19 protein-coding genes are annotated in these 17,320 nt (G+C 70.8%); 6 read left to right on the top strand and 13 right to left on the bottom strand.

Annotated elements, in window-relative coordinates; translation table 11 throughout:
- Positions 1–42: 42 nt before the first annotated feature.
- The 4 genes from ACFWGJ_RS16345 to ACFWGJ_RS16330 form a co-directional block, all read right to left on the bottom strand.
- Positions 43–1,005, bottom strand: coding sequence for an electron transfer flavoprotein subunit alpha/FixB family protein (locus ACFWGJ_RS16345; protein WP_387324556.1), 963 nt, complete (start codon positions 1,003–1,005; stop codon positions 43–45).
- A 101-nt stretch (positions 1,006–1,106) separates the two neighbouring features.
- Positions 1,107–1,892 carry an electron transfer flavoprotein subunit beta/FixA family protein gene (locus tag ACFWGJ_RS16340; protein WP_387324554.1) on the bottom strand — a complete coding sequence of 262 codons (786 nt, stop codon included), beginning with the start codon at positions 1,890–1,892 and terminating at the stop codon, positions 1,107–1,109.
- 254 nt (positions 1,893–2,146) lie between these two features.
- Positions 2,147–2,656: a flavin reductase family protein gene (locus ACFWGJ_RS16335; protein WP_387324551.1), complete on the bottom strand. Its 510-nt coding sequence runs from the start codon at positions 2,654–2,656 to the stop codon at positions 2,147–2,149.
- A gap of 314 nt (positions 2,657–2,970) precedes the next feature.
- Positions 2,971–3,393: a TlpA family protein disulfide reductase gene (locus ACFWGJ_RS16330; RefSeq protein WP_387324549.1), complete on the bottom strand. Its 423-nt coding sequence runs from the start codon at positions 3,391–3,393 to the stop codon at positions 2,971–2,973.
- 74 nt (positions 3,394–3,467) lie between these two features.
- On the opposite strand from ACFWGJ_RS16330, the gene ACFWGJ_RS16325 reads away from it, so the two are divergent.
- Positions 3,468–3,884, top strand: coding sequence for a DUF4395 domain-containing protein (locus tag ACFWGJ_RS16325; protein ID WP_387324546.1), 417 nt, complete (start codon positions 3,468–3,470; stop codon positions 3,882–3,884).
- Positions 3,885–4,075: 191 nt separating this feature from the next.
- Entirely contained in the window at positions 4,076–4,804 is a 729-nt protein-coding gene (locus tag ACFWGJ_RS16320) for a lysophospholipid acyltransferase family protein (RefSeq protein ID WP_387324543.1), read from the top strand.
- Between the two features lie 48 nt (positions 4,805–4,852).
- Here ACFWGJ_RS16320 and ACFWGJ_RS16315 read toward each other — a convergent pair whose 3' ends face one another.
- The 4 genes from ACFWGJ_RS16315 to ACFWGJ_RS16300 all read right to left on the bottom strand — a co-directional run bounded on the left by ACFWGJ_RS16315 (position 4,853) and on the right by ACFWGJ_RS16300 (position 8,801).
- Positions 4,853–5,425, bottom strand: a complete 573-nt coding sequence (locus ACFWGJ_RS16315; RefSeq protein WP_387324541.1) for a transglutaminase domain-containing protein — start codon at positions 5,423–5,425, stop codon at positions 4,853–4,855.
- 84 nt (positions 5,426–5,509) lie between these two features.
- Complete coding sequence (locus tag ACFWGJ_RS16310; protein ID WP_387324563.1) at positions 5,510–6,583, bottom strand: threonine aldolase family protein; 1,074 nt, start codon at positions 6,581–6,583, stop codon at positions 5,510–5,512.
- 17 nt (positions 6,584–6,600) lie between these two features.
- On the bottom strand, positions 6,601–7,365 hold the full coding sequence (locus ACFWGJ_RS16305) for an SDR family NAD(P)-dependent oxidoreductase (protein WP_387324539.1): 765 nt from the start codon (positions 7,363–7,365) through the stop codon (positions 6,601–6,603).
- Between the two features lie 38 nt (positions 7,366–7,403).
- Positions 7,404–8,801, bottom strand: coding sequence for a DUF6421 family protein (locus ACFWGJ_RS16300; RefSeq protein WP_387324536.1), 1,398 nt, complete (start codon positions 8,799–8,801; stop codon positions 7,404–7,406).
- A 413-nt stretch (positions 8,802–9,214) separates the two neighbouring features.
- Between ACFWGJ_RS16300 and ACFWGJ_RS16295 the strand changes: the two genes are divergently transcribed.
- Positions 9,215–9,898, top strand: coding sequence for a glycerophosphodiester phosphodiesterase (locus tag ACFWGJ_RS16295; protein ID WP_387324533.1), 684 nt, complete (start codon positions 9,215–9,217; stop codon positions 9,896–9,898).
- 28 nt (positions 9,899–9,926) lie between these two features.
- Here the strand turns inward: ACFWGJ_RS16295 and ACFWGJ_RS16290 are convergent, their stop codons facing one another.
- The gene (locus tag ACFWGJ_RS16290) at positions 9,927–10,466 is read right to left on the bottom strand and encodes a GNAT family N-acetyltransferase (RefSeq protein ID WP_387324530.1); all 540 of its coding nucleotides are present in this window, start codon (positions 10,464–10,466) and stop codon (positions 9,927–9,929) included.
- Positions 10,467–10,547: 81 nt separating this feature from the next.
- Here ACFWGJ_RS16290 and ACFWGJ_RS16285 point away from each other — a divergent pair, with 81 nt between their 5' ends.
- Positions 10,548–10,934: a VOC family protein gene (locus tag ACFWGJ_RS16285; RefSeq protein ID WP_387324527.1), complete on the top strand. Its 387-nt coding sequence runs from the start codon at positions 10,548–10,550 to the stop codon at positions 10,932–10,934.
- A 177-nt stretch (positions 10,935–11,111) separates the two neighbouring features.
- On the opposite strand, the gene ACFWGJ_RS16280 is transcribed toward ACFWGJ_RS16285, so the two are convergent.
- From ACFWGJ_RS16280 to ACFWGJ_RS16270, 3 genes are all read right to left on the bottom strand, one after another.
- Positions 11,112–11,483 carry a VOC family protein gene (locus ACFWGJ_RS16280; protein ID WP_387324524.1) on the bottom strand — a complete coding sequence of 124 codons (372 nt, stop codon included), beginning with the start codon at positions 11,481–11,483 and terminating at the stop codon, positions 11,112–11,114.
- A gap of 22 nt (positions 11,484–11,505) precedes the next feature.
- The gene (locus ACFWGJ_RS16275) at positions 11,506–12,471 is read right to left on the bottom strand and encodes an LLM class F420-dependent oxidoreductase (protein ID WP_387324522.1); all 966 of its coding nucleotides are present in this window, start codon (positions 12,469–12,471) and stop codon (positions 11,506–11,508) included.
- A 100-nt stretch (positions 12,472–12,571) separates the two neighbouring features.
- Positions 12,572–12,955, bottom strand: coding sequence for a DUF6479 family protein (locus ACFWGJ_RS16270; RefSeq protein WP_387324519.1), 384 nt, complete (start codon positions 12,953–12,955; stop codon positions 12,572–12,574).
- A gap of 94 nt (positions 12,956–13,049) precedes the next feature.
- Here ACFWGJ_RS16270 and ACFWGJ_RS16265 point away from each other — a divergent pair, with 94 nt between their 5' ends.
- Positions 13,050–14,111 carry a Ppx/GppA family phosphatase gene (locus ACFWGJ_RS16265; protein WP_387324517.1) on the top strand — a complete coding sequence of 354 codons (1,062 nt, stop codon included), beginning with the start codon at positions 13,050–13,052 and terminating at the stop codon, positions 14,109–14,111.
- 81 nt (positions 14,112–14,192) lie between these two features.
- Here the strand turns inward: ACFWGJ_RS16265 and ACFWGJ_RS16260 are convergent, their stop codons facing one another.
- Positions 14,193–15,614 carry an endo-1,4-beta-xylanase gene (locus ACFWGJ_RS16260; RefSeq protein WP_387324515.1) on the bottom strand — a complete coding sequence of 474 codons (1,422 nt, stop codon included), beginning with the start codon at positions 15,612–15,614 and terminating at the stop codon, positions 14,193–14,195.
- Between the two features lie 123 nt (positions 15,615–15,737).
- Between ACFWGJ_RS16260 and ACFWGJ_RS16255 the strand changes: the two genes are divergently transcribed.
- A complete protein-coding gene (locus ACFWGJ_RS16255) occupies positions 15,738–16,790 on the top strand; it encodes a LacI family DNA-binding transcriptional regulator (protein ID WP_387324512.1) in 1,053 nt (350 codons plus the stop codon).
- The last annotated feature ends 530 nt before the right edge of the window (positions 16,791–17,320 follow it).

Below are 17,320 nucleotides of genomic sequence, written 5' to 3'. Positions count from 1 at the left end.
GCCTCACAGAAGGATCACGCGAAGATCACGCGAGGAGAGCCATCAGCCCTTGCGGGTCTTGATCTCCTCGGTGAGCTGGGGGACGACCTCGAAGAGGTCACCGACGACGCCGTAGTCGACCAGGTCGAAGATCGGGGCCTCGGCGTCCTTGTTGACCGCCACGATCGTCTTCGACGTCTGCATGCCGGCGCGGTGCTGGATGGCGCCCGAGATGCCGTTGGCGATGTACAGCTGCGGGGACACGGACTTGCCGGTCTGGCCCACCTGGTTGGTGTGCGGGTACCAGCCGGCGTCCACGGCGGCACGCGAGGCGCCGACGGCCGCGCCGAGGGAGTCGGCGAGCGCCTCGATGATCGAGAAGTTCTCACTGCCGTTGACGCCACGGCCGCCGGAGACCACGATCGCGGCCTCGGTCAGCTCCGGACGGCCGGTCGACTCGCGCGGGGTGCGGCCGGTCACCTTGGTGCCGGTCGCCTGCGCGGAGAAGGTCACCGACAGTGCCTCGACGGCGCCGGCGGCCGGGGCGGCCTCCACGGGAGCCGAGTTGGGCTTGACGGTGATGACCGGGGTGCCCTTGGAGACCCGGGTCTTGGTGGAGTACGAGGCGGCGAACACCGACTGGGTGGCCACCGGGCCCTCGTCGCCGGCCTCGACGTCGACGGCGTCGGTGATGACACCCGAGCCGATGCGCAGCGCGAGACGGGCGGCGATCTCCTTGGCCTCGGCGGACGAGGGGACCAGCACGGCGGCCGGGGAGACGGCCTCCACGGCGGCCTGCAGCGCGTCCACCTTCGGGACGACGAGGTAGTCGGCGTACTCGGCGGCCTCGTCGGTGAGCACCTTGACGGCGCCGTGCTCGGCGAGCGTGGCGGCGGTGTTCGCGGCGCCGGCGCCGAGCGCGACGGCGACCGGGTCGCCGATGCGGCGGGCCAGCGTCAGCAGTTCCAGGGTGGGCTTGCGGACGGCACCGTCCACGTGGTCGACGTAGACGAGAACTTCAGCCATGGGACTTCTTCTCTCCTGCTTGCGAAAGATGAGGGACGGGCGGCGACGGCGGGGCTCAGATGCTGCGTCGGCCCGGGGGACGACCCCCGGACCCCCAGCCGTTAAATGAACTTCTGGCCCACGAGGAACTCGGCGAGCTGCTTGCCGCCCTCGCCCTCGTCCTTGACGATCGTGCCCGCGGTGCGCGCGGGGCGCTCGGTGGCGGAGTCGACCTTGGTCCAGGAGCCGTCGAGACCGACCTCGTCGGCCTCGATCTCCAGGTCTTCGAGGTCCCAGGACTGAACGGGCTTCTTCTTGGCGGCCATGATGCCCTTGAAGGACGGGTAACGCGCCTCGCCCGACTGGTCGGTGACCGACACGACGGCGGGCAGGGAGGCCTCAAGCTGCTCGGAGGCGCTGTCGCCGTCACGGCGGCCCTTGACGACGCCGTCCGCGACGGAGACCTCGGAGAGCAGCGTGACCTGCGGGACGCCAAGACGCTCGGCGACCAGCGCCGGGAGCACGCCCATGGTGCCGTCGGTGGAGGCCATGCCGGAGATGACCAGGTCGTAACCGGCCTTCTCGATCGCCTTGGCCAGCACCAGCGAGGTGCCGATCGCGTCGGTGCCGTGCAGATCGTCGTCCTCGACGTGGATGGCCTTGTCCGCGCCCATGGACAGCGCCTTGCGCAGCGCGTCCTTCGCGTCCTCGGGGCCCACGGTCAGCACGGTGATCTCCGCGTCGTCCGCTTCGTCGGCGATCTGCAGGGCCTGCTCGACCGCGTACTCGTCGAGCTCCGACAGCAGGCCGTCCACGTCGTCACGGTCGACGGTCAGGTCCTCGGCGAAGTGCCGGTCGCCAGTGGCGTCGGGCACGTACTTCACAGTGACAACGATCCTCAAGCTCACGCCGGCTCTCCTACTGCATCGTCTTTTCTGGGCTGCCTGCCTACGGGCAGCATAGGCGCCTGAAGCGGCCGTTCCCGGTGGGGGCGACCCGCGCTCCGAGCGAAATATTACTCGCCAGTACGCGCTTCTACGGTCCCGTAGCTGGTTCCCTCTAAGCAAGCGCTTTGAACTGTGACCTTCGCAACGCAGCGTAATCGGAACTCGACGTGCGCGCAGACACGGGCGGACGGAACGGCCGGGCGGCCGGACAGGCCCTAGTCCTTCAGCGCGTTGAACCGGCCCTGGTGATACAGCAGGGGGCGGCCTGCGCCGGCGGGGTCCCCGAGCACCACCTCGGCCAGCACGACGCGGTGGTCCCCGGCGGGAACACGGGTGACGACCCGGCACACGAGCCAGGCGAGGACGTCGTCCAGCACGGGGACGCCTTCGGGGCCCTCCCGCCAGGCGGTGGGCCCGCCGAAACGGTCGGCGCCGCTGCGGGCGAAGGTGGCGGCCAGTTCCTGCTGGTGCTCGCCGAGCACATGGACGCCCACATGGTCCGTCCGGGAGATGGCCGGCCAGCTGGAGGCGCCGGTGCCGATGCCGAAGGAGATCAGCGGGGGCTCTGCGGACACCGAGGCGAGCGAGGTGGCGGTGAAGCCGACGGGGCCGTCGTCGCCGCGTGCGGTGATCACGGCGACACCGGCCGCGTGCTGCCGGAAAACGGAGCGGAGCAGGTCCGGGGAGGCGAGTCGGGAGGTACGGAGATCGGGCGTGGCCGTCATGGAGTTGTCCTTCTGCGCGAAGCCGGCGGCGGGGGTCCTGGGCTGTTCAGCAGCCCGGACAGCGCCCGCCCGCGCCGCGGCCGAGGGCCGCGGTCCGAAGGCGTGCGCGCTGGGAGCGCGCGAGGCGTTCGCGGGGAAGGGGTTCCGTGGACATACGGTCAGACTGACGATAGGTGGCCGATGCAGTCAAGTACGTCCCGGCATGTGGGAGATGCGTCACCGAGGGCCTCCAGCCTCATGATCAGGGGCTTTTGGATGAATCAGTAGAGTTCCGGACGATCATTGGGCTTCGGACGGTCACGGGCTTCGGGCGATCAGGTGGCGCCGACCGCCTCACCGAGCGCGGCGATGACATCGGCCTTGCGCGGCTGGCCGGTGGCGCGGCGCACGATGTGGCCCCCGGCGTCGAGGACGAGCACGGTCGGCGTCTTGAGGATCTCCAGTTCGCGGACCAGCGCGAGCCGGCTCTCGGCGTCGATCTCGACGTGCCGTACGCCCGGAACCAGCTCGGCGACCTCACCGAGCACCCTGCGGGTCGCCCTGCAGGGGGCGCAGAAGGCGCTGGAGAACTGGACGAGCGTGGCCCGCTCGCCGAGATCCTCGCCCAACTCGGCCGCGCCCAGCCTCTTCCCGCCGTCCCGCCCACGCACTCTGACTCTCCCGCTCCGACGTCGGTTCAGCACTCCGAAGGCGCTCGCCAGAACGAGCACCACCACACACACCGTGAGTCCGGTCATCCCCGGCTTCAGCGTTCACGAGGCTGCAAAGATTCCCGCGACCGCGGGAGTGTTCCCTGCGGAATACTCGGTTCATGAACATCGATGCACGTGGGCCGCGCTTCGGAGCGGTCGTGACCTCCGTGGTCCTGGCGGTCGTACTGATCACCGGCAGCCCCTGGCTGCTGGCCTGGCAGACGCTGGCGTTCGCGCTCGGCGCACTGGCCGGCGTGGGCCGTTCCCCGTACGGGCTGCTGTTCCGGTATGCCGTCCGGCCGCGGATCGCGCCGCCGACACGGTTCGAGGCGCCCGAGCCGCCGCGGTTCGCGCAGGCGGTCGGGTTCGCGTTCGCGGCGATCGGCCTCCTCGGCTACACCGTGGGCCCCGAGTGGCTGGGACTCGCCGCGACCGGGGCGGCGCTCGCGGCGGCGTTTCTCAACGCGGCGTTCGGGTACTGCCTCGGGTGCGAGATGTACCTGCTCGTACGGCGAGTGGCGGTTCGCGCGGAGTAAAGGCGACGTAAAACGCCGAGGTGGATCAAGGGGTGACGTGACGAGGATCTCGCCAATCCCGGGCACCAGGACTGGTCACTCGTCCGTTCTTCGGGCACGATCTGCGCAATGCCGTAAACCTACGGCAGCGTAAGTTTCGCGCTGGGAGCACCCCTTCCCAGGCAGAGCAGAGAGAAGGGTCCCCTCCGTTCATGGCTGAGCTTGCCTACCGTCCCGCCATCGGTCTCGCCCAGACGTTGTTCAAGGCCTGGGACCTGAAGATCGATCTCAAGGGGACGGAGAACATCCCGCGCACGGGCGGTGCGGTGCTGGTGAGCAACCACATCAGCTATCTGGACTTCATCTTCGACGGTCTCGCCGCCCTGCCGCAGAAGCGCCTCGTCCGTTTCATGGCCAAGGAGTCGGTGTTCCGGCACAAGATCTCCGGCCCGCTGATGCGCAACATGAAGCACATCCCCGTGGACCGCAAGCAGGGAGAGACGGCGTACGCCCACGCGCTCGCCTCGCTGCGTTCCGGTGAAATCGTCGGCGTCTTCCCCGAGGCCACGATCTCCCAGTCCTTCACGCTGAAGAGCTTCAAGTCGGGTGCCGCGCGCATGGCGCAGGAGGCGGGCGTCCCGCTGATCCCGATGGCCGTGTGGGGCACGCAGCGGCTGTGGACCAAGGGCCACCCGCGCAACTTCAAGCGCAGCCACACCCCGATCACCATCCGGGTCGGCGAGGCGATCGAGGCCTCCCGTGACAAGTACGCGGGCGCGATCACCCGCCAGGTGCGCGAGCGCGTCCAGGAGCTCCTGGAAGCCGCGCAGCGCGCCTATCCCGTACGCCCCAAGGGCCCGGACGACACCTGGTGGATGCCGGCGCACCTCGGCGGCACGGCACCGACCCCCGAAGAAGTGAAGGCTTCCGAAGCCCGCTGAGCGCACGGCGCCGCATGGACGAACAGGTGGGGGCCACCGGCCCGCCGCTCAGAGCGCGGCGGGTAGCGACTCCCACAGCTGCGGGCGGTCCTTGGCCGCCTTGAGTGCGGCCAGGACGGCCGGGTGGGGTTCGGCGTAGAGCTCCGGGTGGTCCAGCTCGTGCGCTGCCGGGTCGGGCGTGAAGGCGAGGCGTTCGCCGTCGAGGGAGAACCGGGCGTCCACGCCCGGTTTGTTGCCCCGGGGGTCCTGCCGGTGCCAGGCGCCGTTGAAGCGGACCGCGACGAGCCCGTGGACCACGTCGAACTTCTGGTAGCAGAACGCCGTCGGGATGTCCTCGGCCCTCAGCAGGGCGGCCAGGGCATGGGCCTTGGCGTAGCAGATGCCCGTGCCCTGCTCCAGGACGTCGGAGGCGCGCCAGGTGACGCGGAGGTCGCCGGAGTCCTGTGAGTGCGGGATGGTGTCGCGTACGAACTCGAAGGCGGCCTGTGCATAGGCATACGAGTCGGCGACCTGTCCGGCCAGCCGCGCGGACACCTCACGCACGAGCGGATGATGGTGGTCGATGGCCTCGTCCGCGGCCAGATAGGCGGACAGGTCAGGGTTGTTCTGGATCAGCTCCATGCCTGCAGAGCATAAGAATACGATCACCCGGCAGTCAATTACTTTTCCGGGCGACCGTATATCTATGCACGACTCGCTGGGCCGTCAGCCCGCCGCCATCTCCTCCTTGAGCGCCGCCAGGAAGCCGTCGACGTCGTCCTCGGTCGTGTCGAAGGCGCACATCCAGCGGACGTCCCCCGCGGCCTCGTCCCAGAAGTAGAAGCGGTAGCGCTTCTGCAGGCGCTCGCTCACGTCGTGCGGCAGCCGGGCGAAGACCGCGTTGGCCTGCACCGGGTACAGGATCTCGACGCCGTGCACCGCGCGCACGCCCTCGGCCAGGCGCTGGGCCATCTCGTTGGCGTGGCGGGCGTTGCGCAGCCACAGGTCCTTGGCGAGCAGGGCCTCCAACTGCACCGACACGAAACGCATCTTGGAGGCGAGCTGCATCGACAGCTTGCGCAGATGCTTCATGTGGCTGACGGCGTCCCGGTTCAGGACGACGACGGCCTCGCCGAACAGCGCGCCGTTCTTGGTGCCACCGAAGGACAGTACGTCCACACCGACCGCGTTGGTGAACGACCGCATCGGTACGTCCAGGGAGGCGGCCGCGTTGGCTATCCGGGCGCCGTCGAGGTGCACCTTCATGCCGTGCCCGTGGGCGTGCTCGCAGATGGCGCGGACCTCGTCGGGCGTGTAGACCGTGCCCAGTTCGGTGTTCTGGGTGATCGACACGACCTGCGGCATCGCCCGGTGCTCGTCGTCCCAGCCGTACGCCTGCCGGTCGATCAGCTCGGGTGTGAGCTTGCCGTCGGGCGTGGCCACCGTGAGCAGCTTCAGTCCGCCCATGCGCTCGGGAGCGCCGCCCTCGTCGACGTTGATGTGCGCGCTCTCCGCGCAGATCACCGCGCCCCAGCGGTCGGTGAGCGCCTGCAGCGCCACGACGTTGGCGCCCGTGCCGTTGAAGACGGGGAACGCCTCGGCGCCCGCGCCGAAGTGCCCGCGGATCACCTGCTGGAGGTGGCCGGTGTAGTCGTCCTCCCCGTAGGCGATCTGGTGCCCGCCGTTGGCCAGGGCCAGGGCGGCGAGCACCTCGGGGTGGGCCCCCGCGTAGTTGTCGCTGGCGAAGCCGCGCACCTGCGGGTCGTGTCGCCGCCGGGCATCCGTCCTCGGCGGATTCACGGCCTCCCGGCCGGGGTTCACGGCTTCTCGGTCAGCCACAGACGCTTTCCGTTCACTTCGGGGGCGGACTTCTCCCAGACACCGGTGATGGACTCGGCGAGGTCCTTGACGTCCGTGAAGCCCGCGAACTTCGCGTTCGGGCGCTCCGCGCGCATCGCGTCGTGCACCAGCGCCTTGACCACCAGGATGGCGGCGGCGGACGTCGGCCCCTCGGCGCCCTCGGAGATCCCGGCCTTGCGGAAGTAGTCGGCCATGGCCAGCGTCCACGCCTCGGCGGCGGCCTTGGCGGCGGCGTACGCGGCGTTGCCCGCGGTGGGCTTGCCGGCGCCGGCGGCGCTGATCAGGACGTACCGGCCGCGGTCGCTGCGCTGCAGTGCCTCGTGGAAGGCGAGGGAGGTGTGCTGCACGGTACGGATGAGCAGCAGTTCCAGCAGGTCCCAGTCGTCGAGGCTGGTCTTGGTGAAGGTCTCGCTGCCACGCCAGCCGCCGACGAGATGGACCAGGCCGTCGACGCGCCCGAACTCCTTCTCGGTGCGCGCGGCCCACTCCTTCGCCGAGTCCCGGTCGAGGAGGTCGACCGTGTCGCCGACGACGGTGGCGCCGCCATGGGCGTAGCGGGCCGCGTCCACGGCCTCCGCCAGCCGCTCCGGGTCGTTGTCGGACCCGACGACCACGGCCCCGGCCTCGGCGAGCCGCAGCAGGGTCGCCCGGCCGACCGGACCGCCCGCGCCGGCCACCGCGATCACCGCGCCGCTCAGTGCCCCGCCGCTACCGTTCCCCATGGTCTTCGCCTCCTGAGCAGTGGTCCGGACGCGGTCGCTCACGCGGCCACCCGCTCGGCACTCGCAGCGGTGATGCCCTTGGTCTGCGCGATCACGTTCTTCAGCTTCTTGGAGAGTGCCTCATAGAACATGCTCAGGGGAAACTCGTCCGGAAGCACGTCGTCCACCAGTTTTCGCGGCGGCAGCGTCAGATCGAGGGCGTCGGGGCCCTTGGCCCAGCGGGATCCCGGGTGCGGGGCGAGGTATTGGGAGACCAGGTCGTACGCGGCGAACCAGTGGACCAGTTTCGGACGGTCGATGCCGTCGCGGTACAGCTTCTCGATCTCGGCGCACAGTTCGTTGGTGACCTGCGGGGCGCGCTGCCAGTCGATGAACAGCTTGTTGTCGGTCCAGCGGACGACGTCGTGCTTGTGCAGGTAGGCGAAGAGCAGCTGGCCGCCGAGGCCGTCGTAGTTGCGGACGCGGTCGCCGGTCACCGGGAAGCGGAACATCCGGTCGAAGAGCACCGCGTACTGCACGTCACGGCCCTGCGGGAAGCCGTCGGCCTCCAGTCGCACGGCCTCGCGGAAGGCGGTGAGGTCGCAGCGCAGCTCCTCCAGGCCGTACATCCAGAACGGCTGGCGCTGCTTGATCATGAAGGGGTCGAAGGGCAGGTCGCCGTGGCTGTGGGTGCGGTCGTGGACCATGTCCCACAGGACGAAGGCCTGCTCGCAGCGTGTCTGGTCGCCGACCATCTCGCTGATGTCGTCGGGCAGTTCGAGACCGAGCGTGGCGACGGCGGCCTCGGTGACCTTGCGGAATCGGGCGGCCTCGCGGTCGCAGAAGATACCGCCCCAGCTGAACCGCTCCGGGGCCTCGCGCACGGCGATGGTCTCGGGGAAGAGCACGGCCGAGTTGGTGTCGTACCCGGCGGTGAAGTCCTCGAACGTGATGCCGCAGAACAGCGGGTTGTCGTAGCGGGTGCGTTCGAGCTCGGCCAGCCAGTCGGGCCAGACCATGCGCAGGACGACCGCTTCGAAGTTGCGGTCCGGATTGCCGTTCTGCGTGTACATGGGGAACAGGACGAGGTGTTCGAGGCCGTCCTCGCGGTGCGCCGCGGGCTGGAAGGCCAGCAGCGAGTCGAGGAAGTCGGGCACCTCGAAGCCGCCGTCGGCCCAGCGGCGCAGGTCCTCGACGAGCGCCGCGTGGTACTCGGCGTCGTGCGCGACGAGCGGCGACAGCTCCCGTACGGCGTCCATGACCTGGCGCACAGCCAGGTCGGCGTCCGACGGTTCGGGGGCGCTGTCGGCGTCGAAGTCGATCGACCCGTCCTTGGACTGCCATGGCCGGATCCGCTCCACGGCATCCTTGAGCACGGGCCAGGCCGGGTGGCTCACCACCCTGCTCCGGGGAGGAATCTGCTCCTCCGCACCCACCTGCACAAGAATTTCCGTCATGACCCACCTTCCACGGGAGAACCTCGCGTATGGACACCGTATGCGTGCGGGACTCTCCGGGACAAGTGGAGTCTCGGGAGATTATCCTGCCCCCTCGCAACTTCACCGCTGTTTTTCCTGCGGGACACCACGAGGGCGAATACTTCCGCCGTCGGCCGGGTAGTCGCCGGAGTTCGGGCGGCCCGCTGGGGGGCGTCCCGCCGCAGCCCGGTCAACCCGCTGGGGACTCGCCCACGCGGGGGTGAGCCGCAAAGGAGCCGGCAGGGCCCTGTGCCCCGGCCGGCAGGCCTCATTCCCGGCCACCGGAGCGGGTACAAGGTCCGCCGGGGCCATTAGGCTGCGGCCTTGCCGCGTGGGCACGGGACCGCCGCGCGCGGCAGCCGAGCCGCCGTCGACGGAAGCGGAGTCAACCCTTGAACTTCCTCACCATCGGTCATCGCGGGATCATGGGTGTCGAACCGGAGAACACCCTGCGTTCCTTCACCGCCGCCCAGCAGGCGGGCCTCGACCTGATCGAGCTGGATCTGCATCTGAGCAAGGACGGCGCGCTCGTCGTCATGCACGACGCCGACGTGGACCGTACGACCGACGGGTCGGGGCCGATCGCCGAGAAGACCCTCGCGGAGCTGCGCGTGCTGGACGCGGGACGCGGTGAGCGCATCCCGGTCTTCGAGGAGGTCCTGGACGCCGTCACCGCCCCGCTCCAGGCCGAGATCAAGGACGTGGCCGCGGCCCGGGCACTCGCCGAGGTGATGAACCGGCGCGACCTCGTCGGCCGGGTCGAGGTGCTGTCCTTCCACGACGAGGCCATCGCCGAGATCGCGCGGCTCGTGCCGGGCGTCCGTACGGCGCTGGTCGCCAGCCGCTATGGCATCGATGTCGTCGAGCGGGCGACCGCGGTCGGCGCCACGACGCTCGTGCTGAACATCCGGCGGCTGACCCTGGAGGTCGTCGAGCGGGCACGCAAGGCGGATCTGCGGATCATCGGCTGGGTCGTGAACACCCAGGACCATCTGCGGCTGGTCCGCGCCCTGGAACTGGACGGCGCCACCACCGACTACCCGGAGATCAAGCGCACCGGCCGCTTCACGGCATAGCCGCCGGGGCCGACCGGCGGCGTAACGATTATGCGAGGGGCTTCGTCAGGAGCTCGAACTGCAGGTCGTCGCGCTGCGGCAGGCCGAAGCGCTCGTCGCCGTACGGGAAGGGAGTCATCTCTCCCGTACGGCGGTAGCCGCGCCGCTCGTACCAGGCGATGAGGTCCTCGCGCACGGAGATCACGGTCATGTGCATCTCCGTCGCGTCCCAGGTCTCGCGGGCCAGCCGCTCCGCCTCGGCGATGATCACCTTGCCGAGACCCGCGCCCTGGAGTGCGGGGCTGACCGCGAACATGCCGAAGTAGGCGTGCGTACCGCGGTGTTCGAGCTGGCAGCAGGCCACCAACGTGCCGTCGCGTCCGACGGTCAGCAGTCGGCTGTCGGGCGACTTGATGACCGCGAGGACGCCCTCCGGGTCCGTCCGCTGCCCCTCCAGGATGTCCGCCTCGGTGGTCCAGCCGGTCCGGCTGGAGTCCCCCCGGTAGGCGGACTCGATCAGTGCGACCAGGTCGTCCACGTCGGTGTCGACGGCGTCCCGGAAGGTCAGTCCGTCGGATGCGGTGGGCATGGAGCGGTTCTCCGATCTCGGGCGCGGCTCGGCCACGCACGAGAATAACGCTCCCTTTCTTCCCCATTACGCTCGGGACGCATGGTGCATGTACTGAGCAGCCGGACCTTGCTCCGCCCCGCCGATCCCGAGCGTTCCCGTGCCTTCTACGGGGAGCAGCTGGGGCTGCCCGTCTACCGCGAGTTCGGCACGGGCCCCGAGCGCGGCACCGTGTACTTCCTCGGCGGCGGCTTCCTCGAAGTCTCGGGCCGGTCCGCCGAACCGCCCTCCCCCGCCGTCAAGCTGTGGCTGCAGGTGGCCGACGTGCGGGCGGCGTACGAGGAGTTGGTGGCCGCGGGAGTCGAGGTGGACCGGCCGCCGGTGAAGGAGCCGTGGGGGCTCGTCGAGATGTGGCTCAGGGATCCGGACGGCACGCAGATCGCAGTGGTGGAGGTGCCGTCGGACCACCCGCTGCGGTACCGGCCGTGAGCGGTCCGGCCCGGTGACCCGGCGGACCCGGCGGACCCGGCGGACCCGGTGGAGCAACAGATCGACAGATCGGCAGACCGGGCCGCGCGGTCCGCGCCGGTCCGTGCCGGGTCGTGCCGGACCGCTCCTTGACCGCCGGACCGCCGGCTCGCCGCCCGTCCGTCGGCCGGCCCGGTGTCACTGCCTGCAGAGGCAGAACGGGTGGCCCGCCGGATCCGCGTAGACGCGGAAGCCGCGGCGACCGCCCTCGTCGTCCAGGTCGAGCGGGGCGGCGCCGAGGGCCAGCACCTGCGCCTCGGCCTCGTCCAGATCCGGTACGTCGAAATCCAGATGCAGCTGCTGGGAGCCGCCGTCGGCGCTCGGCCAGTCCGGCGGGCGGTGTTCCGGGGCCCGCTGGAAGGCGATGCGGTGACCGCCGGGCGCGTGCAGGTCGTACCAGTCGTCACTGTCCCGCTTCACCTCGCCGCCCAGGACGCCCGCGTAGAACTCCGCCAGCGCGGGCGGATCCGGGCAGTCGAGCGCTACGAGGCTGTACGTGGCGATGGCCATGGCGATCCCTTCACTTCGGAGTTCACAGGTCCTTCAGCGCGGGCAGCAGCTTCTTCTCGGCCCAGTCCAGGAACGGGAACTGGTGCTCCCCCCCGATCTGGACGAGGGCGACCTCGGTGAAGCCCGCCTCGGCGTAGGGGCGGACGGCCTCGACGAAGGCGTCCACGTCGTCGCCGCACGGGACGCTCTCGGCGACGTCCTCGGGCCGCACGAGCTGGGTGGCCGAGTCGAAGGCCGCCGGGCCCGGCAGTTCGGAGTTGACCGGCCAGCCGCCGAGCGACCAGCGGAACTGCTCGTGCGCCCGCGCCACGGCGGCGTCCTTGTCCGTGTCGAAGCAGACGGGCAGCTGGCCCACCCGGGGCTTGCCGCTGCCGCCGTGCCGGTCGAAGGACTCGATCAGTTCGGCCTTCGGCTCGGTGGCGATCACCAGGTCGGCCAGCCGGCCCGCGAGGGCGCAGGAGCGCTCGCCGGAGACGGCGATGCCGATGGGCGTCGGCTCGTCCGGCAGATCGAAGAGTTTGGCGTTCTCCACGTCGAAGTGCGCGCCGTGGTGGTTCACGTTCTTGCCCTCGAACAGCGCGCGGATGATCTCGACGGCCTCTTCCAGCATGTCCAGGCGTACGTGCGCGGCAGGCCAACCGCCGCCCACCACATGCTCGTTGAGGTTCTCGCCAGAGCCCAGCCCGAGCCGGAAGCGGCCCTCGGCGAGCAGTTGCAGGGTGGCGGCCTTCTGGGCGACGACCGCCGGGTGGTAGCGGGTCGTCGGACAGGTCACGTACGTCATGAGGGGGATCGTGGACGTGGCCTGCGCGGCGGCCCCGAGCACGCTCCACGCGTACGGCGCGTGTCCCTGCTCGGCCAGCCAGGGGAAGTAGTGGTCGGACGTGACCGAGAAGTCGAAGCCCGCCTGTTCCGCGGCCACCACGTGCTGTACCAGCTCACGGGGTCCGGCCTGTTCGGTCATCATCGTGTACCCGATTTGCACCATATATTCCTAGTAGCCGGTCGGAGTGACCCGAAACGTTCCCGTCGCGGGCCGCACCCGAGTGCCCGTACTCCACGGATCCACTCACCGCGACGGACACCGTTCAGTGGCTGCCGAGACCGCCGCTGCCGAATCCGCCGCTGCTGTTCCGGCTCCACCGGCGCCGCTTCTGGTCCCTGGCCCGTCGCGTGGACATGTTTCCCGAGGAGCGCAACTCGTGCGGGGTGAGGACCCTGCCGTCGTGCGGCATCTCGTCGGGCTCGCGCATCTCCGAGACCTCGTGGACCGCGCCGCCCGCGGGCAGCCGGGGCTGGTCCTCGGGGCGCGGCGGACCGGGTTCCCGGCTGCGCACCCGCATGCCCCACCACACCGCGACGACCAGCATGGCCGTGACCAGAAGTCCCACCACCAGGGGTCCCACGACGAAGGGTGCCGAACCGGCCACGACCTCGTGCGGGATCGCTGCGGCCCTGCCGAAGCTCTCCATGAAGGGGCGAGTACCCGTGCAGAACGACCCAAACAGGGCGTGATCGGTCCGCGTGTCGCGGTGTGCCGGAAGCCGCCTGGGGTACGGGGAGGGGATGCGAATGGGTGTACTCGACGTCGGCTCGAACACGGTGCGGCTTGTGATCGCGGAAACGGATGGGGCAGTTCCGCTTCCCGTGCACACCGCCAAGCGCCAGCTGCGTCTGTCCGCCCATGTGGAGCGGGGCGGCAGGCTGCCGGCGGAACAGGTGGACCGGCTGGTGGAGGCGGTGCGGGACACCCGGGCCGAGGGCAGGCGGTGGGGGGTGAGCCGGCCGTTCGCGTTCGCCACCGCGATCGTGCGGGACGCCCCGAACCGCGACGAGATCCTTGGCCGGATCGCCGCGGAGGCCGGGGTGCCGCTGCATGTACTGCCCGGCGAGGTGGAGGCCGAGCTGACCTTCCTGGCCGCCCGGCGCTGGATGGGCTGGCGCGCCGGACCGCTGGCCCTGCTGGACATCGGGGGCGGTTCGTTCGAGGTGGCCTTCGGCCGGAGCAGACTGCCCGACTTCGCCATCGCGCTGCCGCTGGGCGCCAACCGGCTCACCCGTGAGTTCTTCCGCGGCCAGGACCCGCCGTCGCCGCAGCGGATCAAGCTGCTGCGTCGGCACGTACGCCATCAGCTGCGCGATGTCGCGGCCCGCATCCGGTGGGAGGCACCGCGGACGGCGGTCGTCACCTCCCGGACGTTCCAGCAGCTCGGCCGGCTGTGCGGCGCGGCTCCGGGCCGGTCCGGGCCCTTCACTACCCGGACCATGACCCGCTCCGACCTGGGCAGGGCCGTGCAGCAGCTGGCGGCGCTGCCCGCCGCGGAGCGTGCCCTCCTGCCCGGGATCTCCCTCGCGCGCTCCGGGCAGTCCCTGGCCGGGGCGGTCGTCGCGCACACCACGATGAAGCTGATGGGCATCGACGAGGTGACCATCTGTCCCTGGGCGCTGCGCGAAGGCGTGCTGCTGCGCTGTATCGAGGACGGCAGCTCCGAGTGGTGGGACGCGTACGGCCTGGACGCCGAGGAGAGCGCGGCGCCGCCCGCGACGCCGCTGCTGCTCCGCCCTCTGCGCGGGGCGGAGCCGACGTCCGCGCAGGCCCCGTCGTCCTCGGTTCGACGGCCGGGCTGACACGCGGCGATCCGACGCGCGGGCTGACACATGGCGGTTCGACGTGCGGGCCGACACGTGGCGTTCGGGTCGTTCGGCCCCCTATGTGGTGCAGGCCGTCCCGTTGAGGGTGAAGGTCGTGGGCGCGGTGTTGGCGCCGGACCAGGTGCCGTTGAAGCCGAAGGTGACGGTCGCGCCCGGTGCGACGGTCGCGTTGTAGCTCGCGTTGGCTGCCGTGACGGCCGGGCCTGACTGGGTGACGGTCGCGTTCCACGCCTGCGTCACGCTCTGCCCGGCGGGCCAGGTCCACGCCAGCTGCCAGCCGTTGACGGCGGTGGTACTCGTGTTCCTGACCGTCACCTGCGCGGTGAAGCCGGTGTTCCACTGGCTCTGCACGGCGTAGGCGACCGCGCACGCGCCCACCGGTTCGGGCGTGCCGTCGTCGACCCAGCCGAGCGCCTCGGCGATGCCGTAATAGGCGGGCTTGGGCTGGAAGTTCTCGTCGTACGGGGTCGCGGCGCCGTACCCCGTGAACACGTCCGGGATCCAGGAGTCGGAGTCGGTGAAGCCCCACACGGTGACGCCCTCGCAGCGCGCCACGGCGACGCAGGCGGCGGTGACCGCCTTGTACTCGGCCTTCTGCTGGGCGAGTTGGGCGGTCGTGGGCGGGACGGTCATACGGATGTCGAGTTCGGTGATCGCGACGTCCACACCGAGGTCGGCGAAGCGCTGGATGTTGGCCTGGAGCGTGGACGGCACCTGGCCGAGGATCAGGTGGGCCTGCAGTCCCACGCCGTCGATCGGGACGCCCTGCTCCTTGAGGGACTTGACCAGGTTGTAGAGCGCGGTGCTCTTCGCGTTGACGCCCTCGACGTTGTAGTCGTTGACGTACAGCTTCGCGGCCGGGTCGGCGGCGCGGGCCGCCCGCAGCGCGTCGGCGATGTACGAGTCACCGATCGCCGTCTGGAAGACCGACTGCCTGCGCGTACCGTCCTCGTTGAACGGCTCGTTGACGACGTCCCAGTGGTCGATGCGGCCCTGGTAGCGGCCGGCCTCGGTGGCGATGTGGTCGGTCATCACGGTCCGCAGGGTGTCGGCGGTCCAGGTGCCGTTGCTCACCCAGTTGGGCAGTTGGCTGTGCCAGACCAGGGTGTGGCCGCGGACCTTCTGGGCGTGCGCCTCGGCGAAGGCGACCACCGCGTCGGCGCCCGACCAGGTGAAGCTGCCGCGGGTCGCCTCGACCGAGCCCCACTTCATCTCGTTGCCCGGTGTGATGGAGTCGAACTGCTCGCCGGTGATCGAGCCGTAGGTGCCGTTGAGCTTGGAGGCCGTGACGGCCGTCCCGTAGTAGATGCCCTTGGCGGCGGCGAGATCCCGCAGTACGGGCCCGGCGGCGGCCTGTCGGCCGGTGGCGGCGGCCGGTTCGGGGCCGGCGGCGGGGTGAGCGGAGGTGGCTCCCCCGATCACGAGCGAGGCCGCGGCCAGGAACGCGGACGCGGCTCTCCGTAAGCTCTGGGGCTTCATGGACGTCCCTCTCATGATGGCTTCACGTCGCTTCCGGAATTTCCGGAAGACCTCTGCAAAGTTTCGAGAGTGCGTCCGGAACGGTAGAGGCGTACGGGGTGACCGTCAACGGAGGTGGGGCAGTTGACCGAGGAGGACACCGGGGACGCCGGGGGCGGCGGGGCCCGCGAGGGGCGGGGCAGGGTCACGATCACGGAGATCGCCCGGAAGGCGGGGGTGTCCGTTCCGACCGTTTCGCGGGTGGTCAACGGCCGGTCGGACGTGGCGCCGGACACGCGGGCGCGGGTCGAGGACCTGCTGCGACTGCACGGCTACCGCCGGCGGCCGTCCGGGGCGCGGGTGCGGGCCGCGCTGATCGACCTCGTCTTCGACGACCTCGACAGCCCATGGGCGGTGGAGATCATCCGGGGGGTGGAGGAGGTCGCGCACGCGGCGGGCGTCGGGACGGTCGTCTCGGCGATCCACGGACGTTCGGGGGACGCCCGCCGGTGGATGACGAACCTGCGGGCGCGTGCCTCGGACGGCGTCATCCTGGTGACGTCCGTCCTGGAACCCGTCCTCCACGAGGAGTTGCGGCGGCTCGGGGTGCCGCTCGTGGTGGTCGACCCGGCGGGCTCGCCCGCGCTCGACGCGCCCACGGTGGGGGTCACGAACTGGGCCGGCGGGATGGCCGCCACCGAGCATCTGGTGGGGCTCGGGCACCGCCGGATCGGGTTCGTCGCGGGGCCGCCGCGGCTGCTCTGCTCGCGGGCCCGGCTGGACGGGTACCGTGCGGCGCTGGACCGGGCGGGGATCGCCGTCGACGAGTCGCTGATCGTGCCCGGGGACTTCCGTCCCGAGTCCGGGTTCACCGGGTGCGCCGCGCTGCTGGACCTCGAACGGCCGCCCACGGCGCTCTTCGCCGCGAGCGACCAGATGGCGATGGGGGCCGTCGAGGCGCTGCGGCGGCGGGGGCTGCGGGTGCCTGAGGACATGAGCGTGGTGGGTTTCGACGACCTTCCGGAAGTCCGGTGGTCGGCTCCGCCGCTGACGACTGTGCGTCAGCCGCTCGCGGAGATGGGGAAGCTGGCGGTCCGTACGGTCCTGCGGCTCACCCGGGGCAGGTCTCTCGACTCACCTCGGGTGGAACTGGCCACGGAGCTTGTGGTGCGGGCCAGCACGGCGGCGCTGCGCTGACCGCACGGTCCCCCTCCGGGGCGGGGATTCGTTTCGCCAGTGCGGGGCCGTGGGGGCTGGCCGCGCCGTTCCCCGCGCCCCTACAGGGCGCCTGCCCCGACGCGGCAGAATCCAGCGAAGCCCACCGACGCCGCACGACACCCCGCACGTTTCACAGTGCGGGGCGGTGGGGGCCGCTGGCGCCGTTCCCCGCGCCCCTACAGGGCGCCTGCCCGGACGCGGCAGAATCCAGCGAAGCCCACCGACGCCGCACCGACACCCCCCACGTTTCACAGTGCGGGACCGTGGGGGCTGGCCGCGCAGTTCCCCGCGCCCCTTCAAGGCGCCTGCCCCGACGCGGCAGAATCCAGCGAAGCCCACCAGCGCCGCACCGACACCCGGCACGTTTCACAGTGCGGGACCGTGGGGGCTGGCCGCGCAGTTCCCCGCGCCCCTGAGGGGCGCCTGCCCGGACGCGGTGGGAACGAGGGCGGGGGCAGCACCCCGTTGGCTCGACTAGTTCCCTCGCGGTCTTCGGCTCGGCCGGGTAC

Origin of the sequence: Streptomyces sp. NPDC060205, from assembly GCF_042728395.1 — a bacterium.
Taxonomy (GTDB): domain Bacteria; phylum Actinomycetota; class Actinomycetes; order Streptomycetales; family Streptomycetaceae; genus Streptomyces.
The sequence above is the reverse complement of the archived record's forward strand: the minus strand, read 5'-3'. Positions and strand labels throughout refer to the sequence as shown.

What these genes read in the sequence shown, in the direction of transcription:
- ACFWGJ_RS16300 (WP_387324536.1), bottom strand. Translation starts at nt 8,801, where the DNA reads ATGACGGAAATTCTTGTGCAGGTGGGTGCGGAGGAGCAGATTCCTCCC.
- ACFWGJ_RS16290 (WP_387324530.1), bottom strand. Translation starts at nt 10,466, where the DNA reads ATGCCCACCGCATCCGACGGACTGACCTTCCGGGACGCCGTCGACACC.
- ACFWGJ_RS16320 (WP_387324543.1), top strand. Translation starts at nt 4,076, where the DNA reads ATGGCTGAGCTTGCCTACCGTCCCGCCATCGGTCTCGCCCAGACGTTG.
- ACFWGJ_RS16280 (WP_387324524.1), bottom strand. Translation starts at nt 11,483, where the DNA reads ATGGCCATCGCCACGTACAGCCTCGTAGCGCTCGACTGCCCGGATCCG.
- ACFWGJ_RS16260 (WP_387324515.1), bottom strand. Translation starts at nt 15,614, where the DNA reads ATGAAGCCCCAGAGCTTACGGAGAGCCGCGTCCGCGTTCCTGGCCGCG.
- ACFWGJ_RS16285 (WP_387324527.1), top strand. Translation starts at nt 10,548, where the DNA reads ATGGTGCATGTACTGAGCAGCCGGACCTTGCTCCGCCCCGCCGATCCC.
- ACFWGJ_RS16325 (WP_387324546.1), top strand. Translation starts at nt 3,468, where the DNA reads ATGAACATCGATGCACGTGGGCCGCGCTTCGGAGCGGTCGTGACCTCC.
- ACFWGJ_RS16275 (WP_387324522.1), bottom strand. Translation starts at nt 12,471, where the DNA reads ATGGTGCAAATCGGGTACACGATGATGACCGAACAGGCCGGACCCCGT.
- ACFWGJ_RS16330 (WP_387324549.1), bottom strand. Translation starts at nt 3,393, where the DNA reads ATGACCGGACTCACGGTGTGTGTGGTGGTGCTCGTTCTGGCGAGCGCC.
- ACFWGJ_RS16270 (WP_387324519.1), bottom strand. Translation starts at nt 12,955, where the DNA reads ATGGAGAGCTTCGGCAGGGCCGCAGCGATCCCGCACGAGGTCGTGGCC.
- ACFWGJ_RS16305 (WP_387324539.1), bottom strand. Translation starts at nt 7,365, where the DNA reads ATGGGGAACGGTAGCGGCGGGGCACTGAGCGGCGCGGTGATCGCGGTG.
- ACFWGJ_RS16345 (WP_387324556.1), bottom strand. Translation starts at nt 1,005, where the DNA reads ATGGCTGAAGTTCTCGTCTACGTCGACCACGTGGACGGTGCCGTCCGC.
- ACFWGJ_RS16315 (WP_387324541.1), bottom strand. Translation starts at nt 5,425, where the DNA reads ATGGAGCTGATCCAGAACAACCCTGACCTGTCCGCCTATCTGGCCGCG.
- ACFWGJ_RS16265 (WP_387324517.1), top strand. Translation starts at nt 13,050, where the DNA reads ATGCGAATGGGTGTACTCGACGTCGGCTCGAACACGGTGCGGCTTGTG.
- ACFWGJ_RS16335 (WP_387324551.1), bottom strand. Translation starts at nt 2,656, where the DNA reads ATGACGGCCACGCCCGATCTCCGTACCTCCCGACTCGCCTCCCCGGAC.